The sequence below is a fragment of the Terrabacter sp. FW104-15G4B genome (assembly GCF_058790095.1).
In genome coordinates, this window is record NZ_JBYTCI010000010.1 from 30,792 (window position 1) to 48,754 (window position 17,963).

16 protein-coding genes are annotated in these 17,963 nt (G+C 71.3%); 9 read left to right on the forward strand and 7 right to left on the reverse strand.

Annotation, left to right across the window (positions count from 1 at the left end; genetic code table 11):
- Positions 1 to 12: 12 nt before the first annotated feature.
- Entirely contained in the window at positions 13 to 423 is a 411-nt protein-coding gene (locus tag AC3WRT_RS10115; protein ID WP_492721466.1) for a pilus assembly protein CpaE, read from the reverse strand.
- A 54-nt stretch (positions 424 to 477) separates the two neighbouring features.
- On the opposite strand from AC3WRT_RS10115, the gene AC3WRT_RS10120 reads away from it, so the two are divergent.
- On the forward strand, positions 478 to 1,209 hold the full coding sequence (locus AC3WRT_RS10120; RefSeq protein ID WP_492721468.1) for a PIG-L deacetylase family protein: 732 nt from the start codon (positions 478 to 480) through the stop codon (positions 1,207 to 1,209).
- A gap of 16 nt (positions 1,210 to 1,225) precedes the next feature.
- Here AC3WRT_RS10120 and glgA read toward each other — a convergent pair whose 3' ends face one another.
- Entirely contained in the window at positions 1,226 to 2,428 is a 1,203-nt protein-coding gene (glgA, locus tag AC3WRT_RS10125; RefSeq protein ID WP_492721470.1) for a glycogen synthase, read from the reverse strand.
- A gap of 103 nt (positions 2,429 to 2,531) precedes the next feature.
- On the opposite strand from glgA, the gene glgC reads away from it, so the two are divergent.
- The 5 genes from glgC to cphA all read left to right on the forward strand — a co-directional run bounded on the left by glgC (position 2,532) and on the right by cphA (position 9,903).
- Positions 2,532 to 3,788, forward strand: coding sequence for a glucose-1-phosphate adenylyltransferase (glgC, locus tag AC3WRT_RS10130; RefSeq protein ID WP_492721472.1), 1,257 nt, complete (start codon positions 2,532 to 2,534; stop codon positions 3,786 to 3,788).
- Entirely contained in the window at positions 3,785 to 4,660 is an 876-nt protein-coding gene (locus tag AC3WRT_RS10135; protein WP_492721473.1) for an LLM class F420-dependent oxidoreductase, read from the forward strand. The genes glgC and AC3WRT_RS10135 overlap by 4 nt, the downstream gene beginning before the upstream one ends.
- An 88-nt stretch (positions 4,661 to 4,748) precedes the next feature.
- Entirely contained in the window at positions 4,749 to 5,996 is a 1,248-nt protein-coding gene (serB, locus tag AC3WRT_RS10140) for a phosphoserine phosphatase SerB (RefSeq protein WP_492721475.1), read from the forward strand.
- 9 nt (positions 5,997 to 6,005) lie between these two features.
- Positions 6,006 to 6,926, forward strand: coding sequence for a cyanophycinase (locus AC3WRT_RS10145; protein ID WP_492721477.1), 921 nt, complete (start codon positions 6,006 to 6,008; stop codon positions 6,924 to 6,926).
- Between the two features lie 85 nt (positions 6,927 to 7,011).
- On the forward strand, positions 7,012 to 9,903 hold the full coding sequence (gene cphA / locus AC3WRT_RS10150) for a cyanophycin synthetase (protein ID WP_492721479.1): 2,892 nt from the start codon (positions 7,012 to 7,014) through the stop codon (positions 9,901 to 9,903).
- 99 nt (positions 9,904 to 10,002) lie between these two features.
- Here the strand turns inward: cphA and AC3WRT_RS10155 are convergent, their stop codons facing one another.
- The 3 genes from AC3WRT_RS10155 to AC3WRT_RS10165 all read right to left on the reverse strand — a co-directional run bounded on the left by AC3WRT_RS10155 (position 10,003) and on the right by AC3WRT_RS10165 (position 13,863).
- Complete coding sequence (locus AC3WRT_RS10155) at positions 10,003 to 12,264, reverse strand: tetratricopeptide repeat protein (RefSeq protein WP_492721481.1); 2,262 nt, start codon at positions 12,262 to 12,264, stop codon at positions 10,003 to 10,005.
- A gap of 39 nt (positions 12,265 to 12,303) precedes the next feature.
- On the reverse strand, positions 12,304 to 13,065 hold the full coding sequence (gene fabI, locus AC3WRT_RS10160) for an enoyl-ACP reductase FabI (RefSeq protein ID WP_492721483.1): 762 nt from the start codon (positions 13,063 to 13,065) through the stop codon (positions 12,304 to 12,306).
- Positions 13,066 to 13,143: 78 nt separating this feature from the next.
- Entirely contained in the window at positions 13,144 to 13,863 is a 720-nt protein-coding gene (locus AC3WRT_RS10165) for a beta-ketoacyl-ACP reductase (protein ID WP_492721484.1), read from the reverse strand.
- Between the two features lie 119 nt (positions 13,864 to 13,982).
- On the opposite strand from AC3WRT_RS10165, the gene AC3WRT_RS10170 reads away from it, so the two are divergent.
- Together AC3WRT_RS10170 and AC3WRT_RS10175 are read left to right on the forward strand one after the other, a co-directional pair.
- Positions 13,983 to 14,273, forward strand: coding sequence for a DUF3099 domain-containing protein (locus AC3WRT_RS10170; RefSeq protein ID WP_492721486.1), 291 nt, complete (start codon positions 13,983 to 13,985; stop codon positions 14,271 to 14,273).
- Positions 14,270 to 14,524: a hypothetical protein gene (locus AC3WRT_RS10175; RefSeq protein ID WP_492721488.1), complete on the forward strand. Its 255-nt coding sequence runs from the start codon at positions 14,270 to 14,272 to the stop codon at positions 14,522 to 14,524. Before AC3WRT_RS10170 ends, AC3WRT_RS10175 begins: the two co-directional genes overlap by 4 nt.
- 21 nt (positions 14,525 to 14,545) lie before the next feature.
- Here AC3WRT_RS10175 and AC3WRT_RS10180 read toward each other — a convergent pair whose 3' ends face one another.
- Both AC3WRT_RS10180 and moaA read right to left on the reverse strand, forming a co-directional pair.
- Entirely contained in the window at positions 14,546 to 16,018 is a 1,473-nt protein-coding gene (locus AC3WRT_RS10180) for a carboxylesterase/lipase family protein (protein ID WP_492721490.1), read from the reverse strand.
- Between the two features lie 56 nt (positions 16,019 to 16,074).
- Complete coding sequence (moaA, locus tag AC3WRT_RS10185) at positions 16,075 to 17,097, reverse strand: GTP 3',8-cyclase MoaA (RefSeq protein WP_492721491.1); 1,023 nt, start codon at positions 17,095 to 17,097, stop codon at positions 16,075 to 16,077.
- A gap of 33 nt (positions 17,098 to 17,130) precedes the next feature.
- Between moaA and AC3WRT_RS10190 the strand changes: the two genes are divergently transcribed.
- Positions 17,131 to 17,931 carry an SURF1 family cytochrome oxidase biogenesis protein gene (locus AC3WRT_RS10190; protein ID WP_492721493.1) on the forward strand — a complete coding sequence of 267 codons (801 nt, stop codon included), beginning with the start codon at positions 17,131 to 17,133 and terminating at the stop codon, positions 17,929 to 17,931.
- Positions 17,932 to 17,963: the final 32 nt, after the last annotated feature.

The following is a 17,963-nucleotide window of genomic DNA, read 5'->3' on the forward strand; positions in this document are numbered from 1 at the left end:
CGGGGATCGGCCTCAGGCTGTAGTGGATCCGAGTCGCGCCAGCAGCGCGCGGGCGTACGCGCGCTCGGCGTCGATGTCGACCTGCCGCTCGACCGCGCCGTGCTGCAGGAGGACCGACACGGCATACCCTCCGTCGAGCTGTTCGAGCGAGACGAACGACTCGCCCAGCAGGTCACGCAGCTGGTCCTCGCGAGGCAACCAGACGACCTTGTCCTGCTCGACGCTGTCGAGGGCCCACTCCGTGGTGCCGTTGAAGCCGATGACGTCTCCGGTGGTGAAGTGGTGGACGTCGACCGTGATCTCGCTGATCACGAAGACCTCCTCCTCCATCCCGTCGACGGGCACGACGAAACGGTCACCGGAGACCGGTTCCCAGGTGAGGCCGGCATCGGTGAGCCGACGGGCGAGCTCGATGGTCAGCATCTGTCCATCGTCACATCCGCTCGGGACTTCGCCAAGCAACCCTAGATTGGGTCCATGACGGACGAGCCCCTGCTGCAGCCCCTTGACGAGAGCACCTTCGAGACGGTCCTGTGCGTCGTCGCGCACCCGGACGACCTGGAGTACGGCACCGCGGCCGCGGTCGACAGGTGGGTTCGGGCGGGCAAGAGCGTGACCTACCTGCTGGCGACGCGTGGCGAGGCCGGCATCGACACCATGCCGCCGGAGGAGGCCGGGCCGCTGCGCGAGCAGGAGGAGCGTGACGGTGCGGCCAGGGTCGGGGTCGACGTCGTGGAGTTCCTCGACGGGTTCAGCGACGGCGTCGTCGAGTTCGGTCTCCCATTGCGTCGGGCGATCGCCCGCGAGATCCGGGTCCGTCAGCCCGACCTGGTCGTCACGGCCACGTATGCCGACCACTTCCCGGGTGGCTTCGTCAACCAGGCCGACCACCGGGCCGTGGGCCTCGCCGTCGTCGACGCCAGGGCCGACGCGGGCAACCGGTGGATCTTCCGCGACCTGCTCGACGAGGGCCACGAACCGTGGCAGGTCCCCCGGCTGCTCGTCGTCGCCGACCCGCAGCCGACGCACTTCGTCGACGTCTCGGACCACTTCGACGCCGCTGTGGCGTCGCTGTCCGCCCACGACGCCTACCTCAAGGCGCTCGGGCCCGACTACCCGGAGCCCCCAGAGCTGCTCGGCCGCATCCTCGGAGCGGCGGCCGACCTCGTCGGGGTGCCCTACTCGCTGACGGGTCGCCTCATCGGCTGACGGGTGCTCGTCGGCCTCAGGCGTCGAGCACGGACCGATAGACCTCGAGGGTGCGGTCGCCGATGGAGGCCCATGAGAAGGACTCCACGGCACGGGCTCGGCCGGCGCGGCCGAAGGCACGGGCGCGGTCCACGTCCGAGACCGCCTCCGTCAGCGCCGCCGCAAGGTCGGCGACGAAGCGGTCGGGGTCGACGGGGGTGCCTGTGCCGTCCTGGACCTGTTCGATCGGCACCAGCCAGCCCGTCTCGTCGTGGACCACCACCTCGGGGATTCCCCCGGTGGCCGTCGCGACGACCGCGAGCTCGCAGGCCATCGCCTCGAGGTTGACGATGCCGAGGGGCTCGTAGACGGACGGGCAGGCGAAGACGGTGCCGTGGCTCAGCAGCGCGACGACCTCGTTGCGGGGCAGCATGTCGGGGATCCAGACGACACCCTCTCGCTGCGCCCGCAGATCATGCATCAAGCCCTCGACCTCGGCAAGGATCTCCGCGGTGTCGGGGGCTCCTGCGCAGAGGACGAGCTGGACGTCGGGAGGCAGCTGCGCGCAGGCGCGGAGCAGGTAGGGCAGGCCCTTCTGGCGGGTGATGCGACCGACGAAGACCACCGACCGCCTGTCGGGATCGACGCCGTGCCGTCGGACGATCTCGGTGGCCGCCGGCGAACGGTCCGCCGACCACAGCTGCGCGTCGATCCCGTTGTGCACCACGTGAACTCGCACCGGATCGAGCGACGGATAGCTCCTCAGGATGTCCTCGCGCATCCCCGCGCTCACGGCGACCACGGCGGCAGCCGACTCGTAGGCCGTGCGCTCGGCCCACGACGAGACGCGGTAGCCACCACCGAGCTGCTCCGCCTTCCACGGCCGCATCGGCTCGAGGGAGTGCGCGGTCACGACGTGCGGCATACCCCCGAGAACCGACGCAAGGTGGCCGGCCAGGTTGGCGTACCACGTGTGGGAGTGGACGAGGTCCGCGCCGACGCAGTCGCCCGCCATGCTGACGTCGACGCCGAGCGTCTGCATCGCCGCGTTGCCGCCGGCGAGCTCCGTGAGGTCGGCGTATGCCGTCGTCCCCGGCTCGTCGCGCACGGCACCGAAGCAGCGCACCTGCACGTCGATGTCACCGCGCGAGCGCAGTGCCCGGACGAGCTCGGCCACGTGCACCCCCGCGCCTCCGTAGATGGCGGGCGGATACTCCTTGCTGAGGATGTCGACGCGCACGTGTCGACCCTAGTGCCGCCCGCGGTTCGGCGAGAAGGACGCGCGACGTCCATCCTGCGCGCCTCGCCTGTCGGCCGGTCGATGGCTGCCCTAGGGTGGCGGCATGGCCCGACGAAGCCCAGCCGCTGGTCCGAAAGTCCTCGCGATCGTGCTCGCCGGCGGTGAGGGCAAGCGGTTGATGCCGCTCACCGCCGACCGGGCCAAACCGGCCGTGCCGTTCGCCGGCATCTACCGGCTCATCGACCTGGCGTTGTCGAACGTCGTCAACTCCGGCTACCTGCAGGTGGTCGTGCTCACGCAGTACAAGTCGCACAGCCTCGACGCGCACGTGACGAAGACGTGGCGCATGTCGGTTCTGCTCGGCAACTACGTGACGACCGTCCCGGCACAGCAGCGCGTCGACAAGAACTGGTACCTCGGCAGCGCCGACGCGATCTTCCAGAGCCTCAACCTGATCCACGACGAGCGACCCGACATCGTCGTGGTCGTGGGCGCCGACCACGTCTACCGCATGGACTTCAGCGCCATGGTCGAGCAGCACATCGAGTCGGGCGCCGCGTGCACCGTGGCGGCCATCCGGCAGCCGATCTCGCTCGCCAACCAGTTCGGCGTCATCGAGGTCGACGACGCCGACCCCTCGAAGATCGCCGCCTTCCTCGAAAAGCCCAGCGATCCCAAGGGCCTGCCCGACAACCCCGACGAGGTGCTGGCGTCGATGGGCAACTACGTCTTCACGGCGTCGGCGCTCGAGGAAGCCGTCACTGCCGACCGCGACACCGACTCGAGCCACGACATGGGCGGCGACATCGTGCCCTACTTCGTCGGCCGCGGCGAGGCCGGCGTCTACGACTTCAAGGACAACGACGTGCCCGGCGCCACCGATCGCGACCGCGGGTACTGGCGCGACGTCGGCACGATCGAGTCCTACTACGACGCACACATGGACCTCATCTCGATCCACCCCGTCTTCAACCTCTACAACTACGAGTGGCCCATCTACACGCAGCACAGCCCCTACCCGCCGGCGAAGTTCGTGCACGGCAGCGGCGACCGCATCGGCGAGGCGCTCAACTCGGCCGTCTCCCCCGGCGTCGTCGTCTCCGGGGCGCACATCTACGCGTCGGTGCTCTCGCCCCTGGTGCACGTCCACTCGTACGCCAGCATCCAGGGGTCGGTGCTGCTCGACAACGTCCAGGTCAACCGGCACGCGCAGATCCGCCGGGCCATCATCGACAAGAACGTCGTCATTCCGGAGGGGTGCCAGATCGGCATCGACCACGAGCACGACCGCGCCCGGGGCTTCCATGTGACCGACACCGGCATCGTCGTCGTCGGCAAGGGCCAGGTCGTCAGCCGATGAGCCAGGAGACCATCGCGGCCGAGGGCCAGCAGGCCCCGGCCAGTGCCGGCGACCCCCGTCCGGCGCGCGTCGGCATCCAGATCCCGCCGCAGCACGCGACCTGGGCCCAGATCCGGCAGACGGCCGCGACGCTCGAGGAGCTGGGCGTCGACGTCCTGCTCAACTGGGACCACTTCTATCCCTTGAGCGGCGACAGCGGGGGCCTGCACTTCGAGTGCTGGACCATGCTGGGCGCCTGGGCAGAGTCCACCGAGTCCGTCGAGATCGGCGCCCTCGTGACCTGCAACAGCTACCGCAACCCGAACCTGCTCGCCGACATGGCGCGGACCGTCGACCACGCGAGCGGCGGCCGGCTCATCCTCGGCATCGGCTCCGGCTGGCAGCAGCTCGACTACGACGCGTACGGCTACGAGTTCGGCACCGCCGGCGGCCGCCTCGACGACCTCGCGCGGGACCTGCCCGTCATCCGTGACCGGTGGACGAGGCTGAACCCGCCACCCACCCGTGGCATCCCGATCCTCATCGGCGGTGGCGGGGAGAAGAAGACCCTCCGGATCGTCGCGGAGCACGCCGACATCTGGCACGGCTTCGGCGAGCCCGAGCAGATCGCCCACAAGCACCGGGTGCTCGACGAGTGGTGCGCCCGCCGCGGCCGCGACCCGCTGGAGATCGAGCGGTCGGCCGGGGTGGCCTTCGTGCCCGGGCGCAACCCGGACCAGTCCGGGGACTACGCGAGCAACGCCCAATCGCTGCACGAGGTCGGCACCCGGCTCTTCACCGCGAGCGTGGCAGCTGCGAATCCCGACCTGGCGCGCGTGCGCGACCTGCTCGAGTGGCGCGACGACGTCAACGCGTCCACCGACGCCCGATGAGCGCCGCCCGGCTCACCTCGTTCGTGACCAGCGGTCGTATGCCGGAAGGCGGCGCCCCAGCGCCCGCACCCTCACTACCCTGACGCGGGTGACCGACGCGAGCCGAACCGACGGAACGGACATCCACACCCTGAGCGTGACCGTGACGGGCGATGACCGTCCCGGCGTGACGGGGACGCTCCTGGGGGCGCTGTCGGGGGCGGGCGCGGAGGTGCTCGACATCCAGCAGGTGGCCGTGCACGGTCACCTCACCCTCACCGTCCTGCTGCAACCGGGCACCCACGTCGACCAGCTGCGTGACGCCGCAGCCGTCGCGGCGCACCGGCTGGGGCTGAGCCTGACCGTCGTCGAGGGCACCGGCGTCAACGCCCGCTCCCGCCAGGGCCGCGCGGCCGTCGTCGTGCTCGGGGCTCCCCTCAGCGCCGACGCGGTCTCGCTCGTCACCGCGCGCATCGCCGACCACGGCGCCAACATCGACCGCATCCGCAGGCTCTCGCGCTACCCGGTGACCACCGTGGAGTTCGACATCTCCGGCGCCGACGTGCCGTCCCTGCGGACCGAGCTTGCGCTCGTCGCGACGTCGGAGGGCATCGACATCGCCGTGGCCCCCGGTGGCCTGGCGCGTCGCGGCCGTCGTCTCGTCGTCCTCGACGTCGACTCGACGCTGATCCAGCAGGAGGTCATCGAGCTGCTCGCCGCGCACTGCGGACGGGAGGCCGAGGTGGCCGAGGTGACGGCACGCGCGATGGCCGGAGAGCTCGACTTCGAGGAGTCGCTGCGCGCCCGGGTGGCGACGCTGGCCGGCCTACCGGCATCGGTCCTGGACGAGGTGCGCGAGGCGGTCCAGCTCACCCCTGGAGCTCGCACGCTCGTGCGCACCCTGAAGCGCCTCGGCTTCACGGTCGGGCTCGTGAGTGGCGGCTTCATCGAGATCGTCGGCGAGCTGGCCGACGACCTCGGCATCGACCATGCCCGCGCCAACCGGCTCGAGATCGAGGATGGCCACCTCACCGGACGGGTCGTCGGCGAGGTCGTCGACCGCGCCGGAAAGGCCCGCGCCCTGAGGGAGTTCGCCGAGCAGGAGGGCCTGCCCCTCAGCCGCACCGTCGCGATCGGGGACGGCGCCAACGACCTCGACATGCTCGACGTCGCGGGCCTCGGCGTCGCCTTCAACGCCAAGCCGATCGTGCAGGAGCAGGCGCAGACCGCGGTCAACGTGCCCTACCTCGACTCGGTGCTCTACCTGCTCGGGATCTCGCGCGAGGAGATCGAGGAGGCGGATCTCGACGACGGCACGCCGACCCTGGCTCCGCCCGTCCCACACGCCGGTCACTAGGCTGGCGCGATGCAGACCGTGGCCACCTCGTCCGCAGCCCCGACCCCGGACGGCGTCCGCCGCACGCTGCTCATCATCGGCGGTGCAGAGGACCGGATCGGTCGCTCGGTGGTGCTCAAGCGCTTCGTCAAGCTCGCCGGCGGACGTCGGTCGCACATCGTCGTCATCCCGACGGCGTCCTCCTTCGCGGAGGAGGTCTCAGAGTCCTACCGCGACGTCTTCACCCGTCTGCGGGGCGGGGAGGTCTCGGTGGTCCACCCCGAGACGCGGCGTGACTCCGACGACTCGGCGATGGTGGCGGCGCTCGACAGCGCGACCGGCGTCTTCATCACCGGTGGCAGCCAGGTCAAGCTCGCCCAGAACATCGTCGGCACTCCCGTCGGGGCCGCGGTCGTCCGCGCCTACGAGCGCGGGGCGGTCGTGGCCGGCACGTCAGCCGGTGCCTCGATCATGAGCCGGTTCATGATCTCGCTCGGTGAGGAGGGCCTGACACCCAAGCAGCGGGCCAGCCAGATCTCCGCGGGGCTCGGCCTCGTCGAGGACGTCATCATCGACCAGCACTTCGACCAGCGCGGCCGCTACGGGCGGCTCATGTCGATGGTGGCCGCCTCACCCAACCTGCTCGGCATGGGCATCGACGAGAACACCGCCGCGGAGATCCGGAACGAGAAGGTCATGTCGGTCATCGGCGCCGGATCGATCTTCGTCGTCAACGCCCGCAACGCCATCACCGACGCTGCGGACGCGCGCCGAGGAGCACCCCTGCTGGTCTCGGGAGCAGTCGTGCACTCCCTGCCGACGGGCAGTACCTTCGACCTTGACCACGTCGAGCTGACCGCCTTCGTCGAACGCCACCCGGATGTCGAGGGCGCCGTCGTCCCCGCCACGGTCCGAGCAGCCCGTTCGTCGACGGACAGCGCCGCTCACTGAGTCCTGTCCGCCCAGTCACCACGCACCGAACGTCGAGGCCGTATGCCGCAGGGCACGGTCTGCTCGACCACGTAGGAGGAGCTCCATGGCCGTCGAGGTACCCACCCCAACAGGACCGGCCCGCCCGGACCTGACGATCCTCGAGACCCGGATCTACCGCGGACCGAACGTCTGGAGCTACCAGCAGGCGGTCCATCTCGTCGTCGACCTCGGCAGCCTCGAGGAGTACCCGACGGTCTCGCTGCCCGGCTTCACGGACCAGCTGCTCGAGCTCGTCCCCGGCCTGGAGCGACACACCTGCTCGCTGGGTCGCCGTGGCGGCTTCGTCGAGCGGCTCCGCGAGGGCACCTGGCTGGGGCACGTCGCCGAGCACGTGGCGCTGCAGCTGCAGACGCTCGCCGGCCACGACTCGCGTCGCGGCAAGACGCGCGCCATCAAGGGCAAACCCGGCCACTACAACGTCGTCTACAGCTACACCGACGAGACGGTGGGAGTCGCCGCCGGCAAGCTCGCCGTCCGCCTCCTCAACCACCTCGTCGACGCCGAGGACGGCTTCGACTTCGAGACCGAGTTCAACGCCTTCCTGCGCCAGGCCGAGCGCGTCGCGTTCGGGCCCTCGACGGCCGCGATCCTCGAGGAGGCCGCCGCGCGGGACATCCCATACATCCGGCTGAACTCCGCCTCCCTCGTCCAGCTCGGGCAGGGCGTCCACGCCCAGCGCATCCGCGCCACCATGACGTCGAGGACCGGCGCCCTCGCCGTCGACATCGCCGGCGACAAGGACCTCACCGCCAAGCTGCTCGGCTCGGCCGGGCTACCGGTGCCCAAGCAGGAGGCCGTGCGCACGTTGCACGGCACGCTCGAGGCCGCCCGACGCATCGGCTTCCCCGTGGTCGTCAAGCCGCTGGACGGCAACCACGGCCGGGGCGTCTGCCTCAACCTGCAGAGCGACGAGGAGGTCGAGAAGGCCTACGACATCGCCAAGGCGGAGTCGCGCCGCGGCACCATCGTCGTCGAGTCCTTCGTGACCGGACGCGACTACCGCTGCCTCATCGTGGGCGGCCGGATGCAAGCGATCGCCGAGCGGGTGCCTGCACACGTCGTGGGCGACGGCAGGCACACCGTCGCCGAGCTCGTCGAGATCACGAACGCCGACCCCCGCCGCGGCGTGGGTCACGAGAAGGTCCTCACCAAGATCAAGGTCGACGCCAACGCGCTCGAGGTCCTCGCCGGCCAAGGCCACGCCCTGGAGTCGGTGCCGCCCGAGGGCGAGATGGTCAAGCTCGCGCTCACCGGCAACATGTCGACCGGCGGAATCTCCATCGACCGCACCTTCGACGCCCACCCGGACAACGTCGAGATCGCCGAGGAGGCCGCGCGCATCGTCGGCCTCGACGTCGCGGGGATCGACTTCATCTGCCCCGACATCACCTACCCGGTCCGGGAGACCGGCGGGGCCATCTGCGAGGTCAACGCGGCGCCCGGCTTCCGCATGCACACGCACCCCACGGTGGGTGAGCCGCAGTTCATCGCCAAACCCGTCGTCGACCTGCTCTTCCCGCCGGGCGCGCAGTCGCGCGTGCCGATCGTCGCCGTCACCGGCACCAACGGCAAGACGACGACCGCGCGGATGATCGCCCACATCTTCAAGGGCCTCGGCCGCAAGGTCGGCATGACCTCCACCGACGGCGTCGTCATCGACGAGCGCCTCGTCATCAAGGCCGACGCCTCTGGCCCGCGGTCGGCGCGGATGGTGCTGCAGAACCCCCGCGTCGACTTCGCCGTCATGGAGGTGGCGCGCGGCGGCATCCTGCGCGAGGGCCTCGGCTACGACCGCAACGACATCGCGGTCGTCACCAACATCGCCCCGGACCACCTGGGGATGAAGGGCATCGACACCCTCCGCCAGCTGGCCGACGTCAAGGCCGTCATCGTCGAGGCGGTGCCACGGGACGGTTTCGCCGTGCTCAACGCCGACGACCCGCACGTGCGCAACATGCGACGGCGCTGCTCCGGCGGCATCGTGTGGTTCTCCATGGCCGAGCCCGGCAGCGAGGTCCGCGAGTTCGTCGACGACCACTGCCGGCGCGGCGGCCGCGCCGTGGTGCTCGAGCCGAGCGACCGCGGCGAGATGATCGTCATCAAGCACGGACGGCGCAGCATGCAGCTGGCATGGACGCACCTTCTGCCGTCCACGTTCGGCGGCGCGGCGCGCTTCAACATCGCGAACGCCCTCGCTGCGGCGGGTGCAGCCTTTGCCGCCGACGCCCCGCTGCACGACATCCGGCAGGGCCTGCGCACCTTCGCGACGACCTACTACCTCTCCCCCGGCCGGCTCAACCTCGTGCAGGTCGGCAACGCCGAGGTGTTCGTCGACTACTGCCACAACCCCGCCGGCATGCAGGAGCTCGGCGCCTTCGTCGACCGCTATGCCGACCAGAAGCAGGGCCAGTCGGACCTCGGCCGCACCTCGCGCATCGGCATGATCGGCGCGGCGGGCGACCGGCGAGACGACGACATCCGTGAGCTAGGCGCCGTCGCGGCCCACCACTTCGACGTACTGGTCGTACGCGAGGACGCGCGCCTGCGCGGACGCAAGCCGGGCGAGACGGCCGCACTGGTCGCCGAGGGCGCGAAGGCCGCGATGCAGGACGGTGCGCGCTGTCGACAGGTCGAGATCGTGCTGGACGAGCTGGAGGCCACGCGGCACGTCCTCGCCCGCACCAACCCCGGCGACCTCGTCGTCCTGTGCGTGGACCAGCACGCCCGGGTGGTCGCCGAGCTCGAGGAGCGCACCAAGCACGCGCAGGCGGGCGCCCGCATCGGCACGCCCGCCGCGGCCACGAGCGACCCCGACCTCGACCCGAGCACGCTCACCGAGACGGCCGAGGCCGAGGGCGACGAGGCCGAGGGTGAGGCCCTCGGCGCCGTGCCGTCCGACGCCCAGCCCGAGATGGCCGACGACACCGCCGTCTGACGTCGAGCGGGCCCCTAACCCACCCTTGGTACGCGGGAAAGTGCCCACTCGACGTTGCGTCAGCCGTCGAGTGGGCACTTTCCCACGCCCTGGTGGCCCTCAGTCGCTCACCGGGGCGAGCTCGTCGGCATACGCCCGCAGGGCTCGGCGGTAGGTCTGGGTGTCGACGTCTGTCGTCGCCTCCAGCGTCGAGCGGATCAGGTCGGCGACAGCCTGGCGCTCCTGGCCGAGGTCGGCCTGCACGAGGGCGCGCAGCATGAGCGCCGCCGTGTTGTGCGGCCGTGCCTCGAGCACGTCGGCCACGACAGCCTGCGCCTCGGCGGCCCGACCCACGACGCGCAGGCTGGACGCGAGCTGCAGCTGCGCACGGTGGCGGTGCGGCTCGCGCAGGCCGCCGGCCAGCGCCTGCTCGTAGAGCCCGATGGCGCCCTGCTCGTCGCCCATGGCGTCCTTCGCGCCGGCGAGCTCGAACACCAGGCGCGGGTCGCCGGGGCGGCCGTCGACGAGCTGCTGCGCCACGGCCAGCCTGGCGTGGTCGTCGTCGGTCTCCCAGAGCGCCGCGATCTCGGCCTCGAGCTCGTGCTCGCCGCGCGCGGCCACGACCTTGCGGCGGATCGCCTTGGCGTCGTCGACCTTGCCGCCCTGATCGCGGATCCAGGCGTGGACCTCCGTCCGCTCCGCGTGGCACATCAGGGCGATGACGTCACCGTCGAGGGCGTGCGGCACGATCGCCTGGAAGGACTCCAGCTCCGTGTCGTAGTCCGGCACGTCGAGCACGCCCACCTTCGCCAGGCCCTCGCGGAAGAGGCCGAGCAGCTCCTCCGGCTGGCGTCCGCGCAGGTAGTGGCGGGCGATCTTCAGGACGACCTCCTCGGCGGAGTGACCGGCGATCTCGCCCATCGCGACGATGGCCTCGTCGGCGCGGTCCCCGGCGCAGCCGAGGCCCAGGCGCACGGCGCCGCCCGGCGCGGCCAGTCCGCGGGCCACCTCGAGCAGCGCCTCGAGGCCCGCCTCGTTGTGGGCCATGTCCATGATGACCGTCGCCCTGCCCCCGTTCGGGAGCGGGAGCGTGTACGTGTTGAGCCGGCCCCAGTTGTGCTCCGGGTTGGGCGCGAAGGTGCGCAGCCCCTCGACGACCGCTGAGCGGGGGACGCCGAGGCCGAGGGCGGCCGCCGCACCGGCGAGGGCGTTGGCGATGTTGTTGCGGGAGAGCCCGCTGAGCGTCATCGGGACGTCGACGATCTTGACCAACCGGTCGGGGTCGCCGTTGGACGACAGGACGACGATCTCGCCGTCGAGGACGGTGATCCCGCGGCCACCGGCGTTGATCGACTCCCACAGCGCGGGCGAGGCCGGGTCGAGGCTGAACGCCCACGGCTTGGCCCTGATCCCGAAGTGCATCGCCCAGACCCGGGGGTCGTCGCCGTTGAGCACCACCCAGCCCTGTGGTTTGGTGACCGTGGTGACGATCGCCTTGACCTCGGCGAGCTGGTCGAGGGTGTCGATGCCCTGCAGCCCGAGGTGGTCGGCGCTGACGTTCGTGACGACGCTGACGTCGTTGGCCGTGACCCCCATCCCCCTGAGCAGCATGCCGCCCCGGGCGGTCTCGAGGATGCCGACGTCGAGGCCGGGGGTCTCGAGCACCCCCCGGGCGCCGGCCGGACCGGAGAAGTCGCCCTCCTCCTTGGTCTCTCCCATGACGACGATGCCGTCGGTGGAGCTCCACGCGGTCCGCAGGCCCGCCGTCATGCAGATGTGCGCCATGAGGCGCGTCGTGGTCGTCTTGCCGTTCGTGCCGGTCACCGAGGCGACGGGCACGCTCGGGGTGATGACGCTGGGCCCGGGCCCGTCGGGCGCCGCGAGGATGACGGCCGCGGCCTGCTCGATCACGTCGTCGGCACGCGTTGCCGGGTCGAGCAACCCGGCCATCACGGCACCGACCTGCTCGCCCGCGACACGTCCACGCGTGCGGTGCACCCACGGGAACGCGAGCACCACGTCGTCGACGGTCTGACCGGCCCGAACGCGTACGCCCAGGCGCCCGGCGCCGATCTCGGTGCCGACACGTCGGGTGACGGTGCGGATGACGCGCATGACGAAGCGCTGGCGCAGGGCCGTCCCCCGCTTGCCGGGCCGCGCCGAGCGCATCCCGAGCCGGCGGGCCAAGGCCTCGGCGTCGGTGCGCTTCAGGTCGAGGTAGCCGGGCACGTGCAGGATGACCTTGATCGCGGGCCGCGAGAAGTAGAGGTTGGGCCCGTCGAGCACCCGCACCTCGTCGACACGGACGGCGTCGGCGGGGACCCGCGACACCGCCTCGGGATCCGTCGTCAGGGCATCGGTCTGGGTCCCGGCGTGAGGCATGGGCAGGACTCTAGCGAGAGCTGCAGAGACGGCGCGCCGTCACTGTCCCATCGCGTGGACGCCTCCGTCGACGTGGACGATCTCGCCCGTGGTCGCCGGGAACCAGTCCGAGAGCAGCGCCGCACAGGCCTTGGCCGCGGGCACCGGGTCGTTGACGTCCCAGCCGAGCGGCGCCCGCTCGTCCCAGACCTGTTCGAACTGCTCGAAACCCGGGATCGACTTGGCCGCCGTCGTGCGGATCGGTCCGGCCGCGACGAGGTTGCAGCGCACGTTCTTCGGACCGAGGTCGCGGGCGAGGTAGCGGTTGGTCGACTCGAAGGCGGCCTTGGCCACGCCCATCCAGTCGTAGACCGGCCACGCGAACTTGGCGTCGAAGGTGAGGCCGACGACCGCCCCGCCGTCGGACATCAGGGGAAGCGCCGCGACGGCGAGCGACTTGAGGCTGTAGGCGGAGATCTGCAGTGCCGTCGACACGTCCTCCCAGGAGCCCTCGAGGAAGTTGAAGGCGCCCTGGGGAGCGAAACCGATGGAGTGCAGCACACCGTCCAGCCCGTCGACGTGCTCGCGCAGACGATCGGCGAGCGTGTCGAGGTGCTCCTGGTCGGCCACGTCGAGCTCGATGACCGCCGGCGTCTCGGGGAGGCGCTTGGCGATGGTCTGGGTGATCCTCATCGTCCGGCCGAAGGAGGTGAGCACGACCGTCGCGCCCTCCTGCTGTGCGGTCTTCGCGACGTGGAACGCGATCGAGCTGTCCATCAGGACGCCGGTGATGAGGAGCTTCTTGCCTTCGAGGATTCCCATGCCTGCGACTTTCTCGTGTGGTGAAGAGGCTTGCTACGCAAGGATGCTCACGGCATACGACCGTATGCCGTGGGTGGCTCAGTGGCCCATGCCGAGCCCGCCGTCGACGGGGATGACGGCACCGGTGATGTAGCCGGCGTCGTCGCTCGCGACGAAGCGGACGACAGACGCGACCTCCTCCGGGGTGGCGAACCGGCCCGCTGGGATGGTGGAGAGGTAGGTCTTCTTCTGCTCCTCGGGCAGCACTGCCGTCATCTCGGTGTCGATGAAGCCGGGCGCGACGACGTTGGCGGTGATGCCCCGGCCGCCGAGCTCGCGCGAGATCGACCGGGCCAGCCCGACGAGGCCCGCCTTGGACGCGGCGTAGTTGGTCTGGCCCGGCGAGCCGTAGAGGCCCACGACGCTGCTGATCAGGACGATCCGCCCGCGGCGCTTGCGGATCATGCCGGTCGACGCGCGCCGGGCGCAGCGGAAGGCACCGGCGAGGTTCGTGTCGAGAACGGAGTCGAACTCCTCGTCGCTCATGCGCATCAGCAGGGTGTCGCGGGTGATGCCGGCGTTGGCGACCAGCACCTCCACGGGCCCGCCGAAGATCTCCTCGGCGGCCGTGAAGGCGGCATCGACGGAGGCCGAGTCGGTCACCTCGCAGATGACGCCTCGCAGGCCCTCGGGCGGCTCGCCGGACCGGTGCGTGATGACGACGTTGTCACCGGCGGCGGCGAAAGCCCTCGCGATCGCCAGGCCGATGCCGCGGTTGCCTCCGGTCACCAGCACGTTGCGCGCCTGGGTCGTTGACACTGTGCGTCCTCCATCCGTCCGGCCGCTGCCGGGTCGCTGTCACTGCCCGAAACCTAACGGACTACCGAAGGGTAGACAGCACCCACAGGCACCCGCTCGAACAGGCTTATGGTGGAGAGGTGCCAAGAGCCAAGAACCAACCCGTGGTGCACACCGTCACCTCGGCGTCGACCTCCACGACGGACGACCAGGACCAGCGGGTCCGTCGCTACTTGACGATGATGGGCATCCGCATCGCCTGCTTCGGCCTCGTCTTCGTGACGTCGGGCTGGCTGCGCTGGACCGCCGTGCTCGCCGCCGTCTTCATCCCCTACGTCGCCGTGGTGGTGGCCAACGCCGTGAGCCCGCGACAGGCGGGCAGCATCCAGTCCGTCACTCCCCGTGACGACACCCCACGCATCGAGCCGTGAGCTCCCACGAGCCGGCGCCGCTGTCCTCCCCCTCGGACGGCGGCGCTGACCATGTCTGCAGCGCCAAGGGCTGCCGTCGGTCCGCGAGCCGTGCGGTCGTCTGGAACAACCCGAAACTGCACGCCGCCTCCCGCCGCAAGGTGTGGCTCGCCTGCGACGACCACGAGAAGAGCCTGGCCGACTTCGTGGCTCTGCGTGGCTTCCTCATCGAGGTCGTCCCCGTCGAGCACCTGACCGAGGCCGACGGCTGACGGATCCGCAGGAGCGGACCCTCAGCCCCAGAGCGCGAGCTCGTCGGCCCGAGGCGCCGGGGCCACGGACGACGCGACGCCGAACGTCATGACGGCGGGGCGCTCGGGCGACCACGTCGGCCATCCCGTGTCGCCGCTGCGGCCGAAGCTCACCCAGGCCCGGTGCATCTGCGCGGCCAGGTCATGCGGGGCGTCGTCTCCCACCATCGGCACGGCGCCGTCGAGGGTGTCGAAGACGAAGGCCAGCTCGAGCGCGTGGCACGCGCCCAGTCCGGCCACGGGCGTCTCCCAGTCGAACTCGTACACCTGGACCGCTCCGCCCGCGGCGTGGTGCGCGGCGGCCAGGCGGGCCGTGGGAGCGCGGAAGGCGGCATCGGTCAGGATCGCGCAGGCGACGTCGCCGGGGGACGCCGTCGGGCGGTTCGCGGCATACGTCTCCAGTGCGTGCTCCGGCCAGCCATACCGCTGGGCCAACAGCGGCAACACCTCTGCGGTGACCCCCGCGGCGACGCCGGTGGGCACCAGGAAGAGGCGGAACTCATCGCGCGTCGTCCCGATGAGCAGTGGGATCCCGGCCGCAGCTCCCTCACCGATGCGCTCCTCGGGCACTCCGGGCACGACGTCGCCGTCGACGACCGGGAAGAGACTCATGATCCCGAGTCCTCCGCGCAGCACCGACGCGCCCCACCGCCGCGGGTCCGGGTCCGTCTGGATGGCCAGCGCCACGGCGGACTGGGCGGCCACCACGACGTCGGGGTCGAGCGCGCCGAAGGCCTCGGCCGTGGCCGGCACCCCGAGGTGGGCGGCGATCTCGGCGCTGACCCGGCGTGCGTCGTCGAGCGTGCAGACCGCCATGCCGCCACCACTCTGGACGACGGCCTTGTGGAAGAGCCCGTGCGCGACCGGCGAGGTCATGAGTGTCGCCACGCTCATGCCGCCGGCAGACTCGCCGAACACCGTCACGTCGTCGGGGTTGCCACCAAAGGCGGCGACGTTGTCGCGCACCCACTCGAGCGCCGCGACCTGGTCACGCAGCCCCAGGTTGGTCGGGGCTCCCTCGAGCACCGCGAAGCCCGGCACACCCAGGCGGTAGTTGACGCCCACCACCACGACGCCGTCCCGTGCGAAGGCGGCACCGTCATACGTGGGCACCGAGTTGGCGCCGCGCACGAAGGCGCCGCCGTGGATCCACACCATCACCGGCAGTGCCGTGGCGTCCTCGGGCGCCCACACGCTGACGTTGAGGTAGTCGTCACCGGGAGCCACCGAGCTCGGCAGCACGGCGTCCATCGGTGCCGGGTAGGCCGACTGCGCTGCGGTCGGGCCGTGCTCGGTCGCTGCCCGCTCCCCTTCCCAAGGGAGGACCGGCGCAGGTGCCCGGTAGCGGTCGACCCCTACCGCCGGCGCGGCGTACGGGAGGCCGAGGAAGGCGTTCACGCCGTCCCGGTTCACACCACGGACGAGGCCACCAGAGACACGCACCACGGGATCCATGCGCACATCAAACCAGCCCCGGCTCCCGTGGGAGCGACGCGACACCGGGCCGCGCGTCAGCCGCCGATGGCGGACATGGGGCGGTCGGGCTGCACGAAGTCGGGGTCACCGATGCCGTGGCCGCGCCGCTTGCGCCACATCTCGCCGCGCATGAGGCCGAGCAGCTCGTCGTCGGTCGCGCCCTCGCGCAGCGGCCCGCGCAGGTCGGTCTCCGTGGTGGAGAAGAGACAGTTGCGTACCTGTCCGTCCGCGGTGAGGCGGGTGCGGTCGCAGGCGGCGCAGAACGGTGCGCTGACGCTGGCGATGATGCCGACGGTCTGGGGTCCGCCGTCGACGAGGAAGCGCTCGGCCGGTGCGCTCCCCCGGTCGGCCGCGGGCAGCGGTGTGAGCTGCCACCGGCGCGAGAGACGCTCCTGGATCTCGGCGGCGGTGATCATCTGGTTGCGGTCCCACGCGTGCTGCGCGTCGAGCGGCATCTGCTCGATGAAACGCAGCTCGTAGCCGCGCTCGAGGCACCAGGCGAGGACGTCGGCGACCGAGTCGTCGTTGATGCCCCGCATGGCGACCGCGTTCACCTTGACCGGGGTCAGGCCGGCATCGGCGGCGGCCATGAGGCCGGCCTCGACGTCGGCGAGCCGGTCCCGGCGGGTCAGCTGCGTGAAGGTCTCGGAGTCGATGGTGTCGAGGCTGACGTTGACCCGGTCGAGACCCGCCGCCTTGAGTCCCCTGGCGACGCGCTCCAGCCCCACCCCGTTGGTCGTCATAGCGATCCGCGGCCGCGGCTCGAGAGCCGCGATGCCGGCGACGAGGTCGACGAGCGAGCGGCGCAGCAGCGGCTCGCCCCCCGTGAGGCGCACCTGCGTCACGCCGTCGCGCACGAAGATGCCGATGATCCGCAGCAGCTCCTCGTCGGTCAGCATCTCCGCCTTGGGCATCCACGGAAGGCCCTCGGCAGGCATGCAGTACGTGCAGCGCAGGTTGCAGCGGTCGGTCACCGACACGCGCAGGTCGCGGGCCGCCCGGCCGAACTGGTCGGCCAGGCCTGCCGGTCGAACGCTCGGGTCCGGAAGGTGGGTCATGGTCTCCACTCTAGGCCGGGGTACCGTCGATGGGTGGTTCGACTCTGGCTGACGCGGCGCTGGCTGCTGTCGACCCTCGTCGCGATCATCTTCGGGGTCGCCTGCTTCTACCTGGGCCTGTGGCAGTGGCACCGGCACGTCGAGCAACGCACGAAGGTCGACGCCATCTCCCGCAACTACGGCGCCGCCCCCGCGGCGTTCGCCCCCTCGCTCGTCGAGTCGCCCCTCCCGGCGGAGCGCCAGTGGACGCGGGTGACCGCGACGGGGACGTATGCCACCGGCAGCGACCTGCTCGTGCGCAACCGCACGCTCGACCAGACGGTCGGCTTCGAGGTGCTCACCCCCCTGCAGACTGACGGCCTGACGCTGCTCGTCGACCGCGGCTGGGTGCCCAACGCCGCGGATGCGGAGACGAGCCCCCCGGTCGACCCACCCCCGTCCGGACCGGTGAGGGTCACGGGCTGGCTGCGCACCGGGGAGGTGAGCCTGGGGCGCGACCTGCCCCACCCCCAGCTGGCGAGCGTCAGCGTCACCGACGCGCGCCTGCAGGTGCCGTCACTGAGCCCGGTGAACGCCTACCTCGTCCTCGGCGAGCAGCGGCCGACCCCCGTGGCGGGCGCCCACCCGCTGCGACTGCTCCCCCGCCCCGAGGAGGACCTCGGGCCGCACCAGGCGTACGCCTACCAGTGGTGGCTCTTCATGCCCGGCGGGCTGGTCTTCATTCTCTTCGCGATCCGCCGCGAGGCCGCAGCCGGCCGCCTCGAGCAGGCCGGCCCGGACGCTGCGCCGGCCAGGCCCAAGAAGGTGCGTATCTGGGACGAGGAGGACGCCTGACGGGTGTCCCGACACCGCTGGGGCCCACGAGG